Consider the following 2,483-nt stretch of genomic DNA (forward strand, 5'->3'; position numbering starts at 1 on the left):
GCCGGAGCGCCTGCTTTGATATCTACTAACTCTACGTTAAATACCAGTACGGAGTTGCCTGGAATTACCGGGGGACTTCCCTGCAGGCCATAAGCCAGTACAGAAGGAATTACCAGGGTAGCTTTGGAACCTTTTTTCAGGCCGCTCAAACCGGCATCCCAGCCTTTGATCACGAAACCACGGCCGATAGGGAATTTGATAGGCTCTAAAGGCATACCTGGACGCATTGTTGAATCCTGGCTGGAATCAAATACTTTACCGGTGGTGAGTTTTCCAGTGTAGTGAACATACACGGTATCGCCTGGGTTAGGCGTGTTACCTGTACCTTCCTGGGTTACTGCTACGTAAACGCCTTCAGCGTTCTTAGTGGCGCTGATCTTGTTTTTATCCAGGTATTCTTTAATTACTTTTTCGTCTTTTTCTTTCTGGGCAGCTGCGGAGTATTTGTTTTCCACTGCGAAAGTGATCTTCAGTTTATCACCTGCTTTACCAAACGGAGGACGTTCCTGGGCTGGTAATGAATCCCATGGAATAATAAAGGTAGCGCTATCGCCTTCATGCAGGAGTGCAATACCTTCCATCAGATCGTACTTGTTCTGTGGTTTGGCTACCAGCACGGGGATCGCAGCACCTACCATTTTCCGGGAATCGCCCAGCAGGGAATCATTGATACGCTGGGTAACATTCACCAGGGCAGTATCGCCTAATTTCAGTTGTGCTCCGCTGCCGGATTTGTGAACGATATACTCAATACCGCCCGGTGTTTTTTTTACACCTGTGCCGCAACTGGCTAAAAGAAAGCCAAAAGCTGCAGTTGCAACTAAAAACTGATTGTTTTTTTTCATTTGATTGTATTAGTAGGTTGAAATACTTTAATTACAGTTTATTGTAACAGGTCTTCGTTCTCTTCCACGGCTTTCACAAAACGGTCTATCGTTTTTTCCAGCGAATCTGTACTGCGGCCACCGGAAGCGTTGAAATGCCCTCCCCCGTCGAAATATTTGCGGGCGAAGGTATTTACGTCGAAGTTGCCTTTGGAGCGGAACGACAGTTTCACTTCTGAGTTACGGTCAATGATCAGTGCCGCCATTTTTATTCCCTGGATAGACAACAGGAAATTCACGAGTCCTTCGGTATCCCCGGTCTGGAGATCGAACCGTTTCAGATCGGAATATGGAATGGCCAGCATGGCGGTATTATATTCATAGAATACTTCCATGCGGTTCAGCAGACTATGTCCGAGGAAGCGCAGGCGGTTTTCCAGGAAGTTGTCATAGATCGCCTGGTGGATCACCTCATGTTTCAGGCCTCTTTCCATCAGGTCGGCCACCATACGGTGTACGGCGGCAGAAGTAGATGCAAAGCGGAATGAACCTGTATCTGTTACAGTACCGGCATAAATGCATTCGGCAATTTCGAGGTTAATATACTGCTCATCTCCCAATTTATATATAGTTTCATAAACTAATTGGGCGGTGGAGCTGGCTTTAGTATCACTCACACCGTAGTCAAAGCTGGGCTGTGGCTCAAGATGGTGATCTATCAGAATTTTGATGCAATCCAGTTTTTCCAGGTGCGGCGCCAGGTTTTTGGTGCGGTAGAGGGCGTTGAAATCCAGGCAAAACAGGAGATCAATACCTTCCAGTGCCTGGATGGCCCTGTCCATAGATGACTCGTAATCAATCACATCATTAGCGCCTGGCATCCATTTCAGGAAATCCGGAAAATTGGTGGGTGAGATTACAGTTACCTGATGCCCTTTCTGTACTAAGTAATGATACATTGCTAAGGAAGAACCCATGGCATCCGCGTCTGGCTTCTGGTGCATCGTAATCACCACTTTCTTAGGGCTCTCCAGCAAAGGCTTAATTTCCTCAATCGGCTTCATTAAAAAACTGTAATGTTAAGAGTTGATTTCCAATCACAACAAGTGGTTGAAACAGAAAACGAAGTGCGAAGATCTTTATTTGGGGCAGAATTTCAAAATTTTTTACCACTAAAGAAAATGTAATTACTTTTGCGGCCTAATCTGTAATTCGGAATTAAACATTATATGAGCAACAGAACATTTACTATGATCAAGCCTGATGCAGTAGCAAACGGGCATATTGGCGGCATTTTAAACATGATCAACGCTGCAGGTTTCCGCATCGTAGCCATGAAAATGACGCAGTTATCTACTGCTAAAGCGGGTGAGTTTTATGCAGTACATGCGGAAAGACCTTTTTACGGTGAACTGGTAGAATTTATGAGCAGCGGCCACATCGTAGCAGCTATCCTGGAAAAAGACAACGCCGTTGAAGATTTTCGCAAACTGATCGGGGCTACCAATCCTGCCAATGCAGAAGAAGGTACCATCCGTAAAAAATACGCGGAGTCTATTGGCCGCAACGCGGTACATGGTTCCGACTCTGATGAAAACGCTGTGATAGAAGGTAACTTCTTTTTCAGTGGTCTGGAGAAATTCTAGTACTGATTACCAA

At 45.5% G+C, this 2,483-nt stretch carries 3 protein-coding genes; 1 reads left to right on the forward strand and 2 read right to left on the reverse strand.

Annotation, left to right across the window (positions count from 1 at the left end; all coding sequences use genetic code 11):
• Both VN105_RS22460 and VN105_RS22465 read right to left on the reverse strand, forming a co-directional pair.
• A partial coding sequence (locus VN105_RS22460; protein WP_325644422.1) for an FKBP-type peptidyl-prolyl cis-trans isomerase occupies positions 1-845 on the reverse strand: 845 nt, incomplete at its 3' end.
• Between the two features lie 38 nt (positions 846-883).
• Positions 884-1,888, reverse strand: a complete 1,005-nt coding sequence (locus VN105_RS22465; protein WP_325644424.1) for a DHH family phosphoesterase — start codon at positions 1,886-1,888, stop codon at positions 884-886.
• A gap of 165 nt (positions 1,889-2,053) precedes the next feature.
• Here VN105_RS22465 and VN105_RS22470 point away from each other — a divergent pair, with 165 nt between their 5' ends.
• Positions 2,054-2,470 carry a nucleoside-diphosphate kinase gene (locus VN105_RS22470; protein WP_142687090.1) on the forward strand — a complete coding sequence of 139 codons (417 nt, stop codon included), beginning with the start codon at positions 2,054-2,056 and terminating at the stop codon, positions 2,468-2,470.
• The last annotated feature ends 13 nt before the right edge of the window (positions 2,471-2,483 follow it).

Origin of the sequence: Chitinophaga sp., from assembly GCF_035564935.1 — a bacterium.
In the GTDB taxonomy this organism is placed as follows: Bacteria; Bacteroidota; Bacteroidia; order Chitinophagales; family Chitinophagaceae; genus Chitinophaga.

Excerpts from the sequence above, each read along its gene's own strand:
- VN105_RS22465 (WP_325644424.1), bottom strand. The coding sequence starts at position 1,888 with ATGAAGCCGATTGAGGAAATTAAGCCTTTGCTGGAGAGCCCTAAGAAA.
- VN105_RS22470 (WP_142687090.1), top strand. The coding sequence starts at position 2,054 with ATGAGCAACAGAACATTTACTATGATCAAGCCTGATGCAGTAGCAAAC.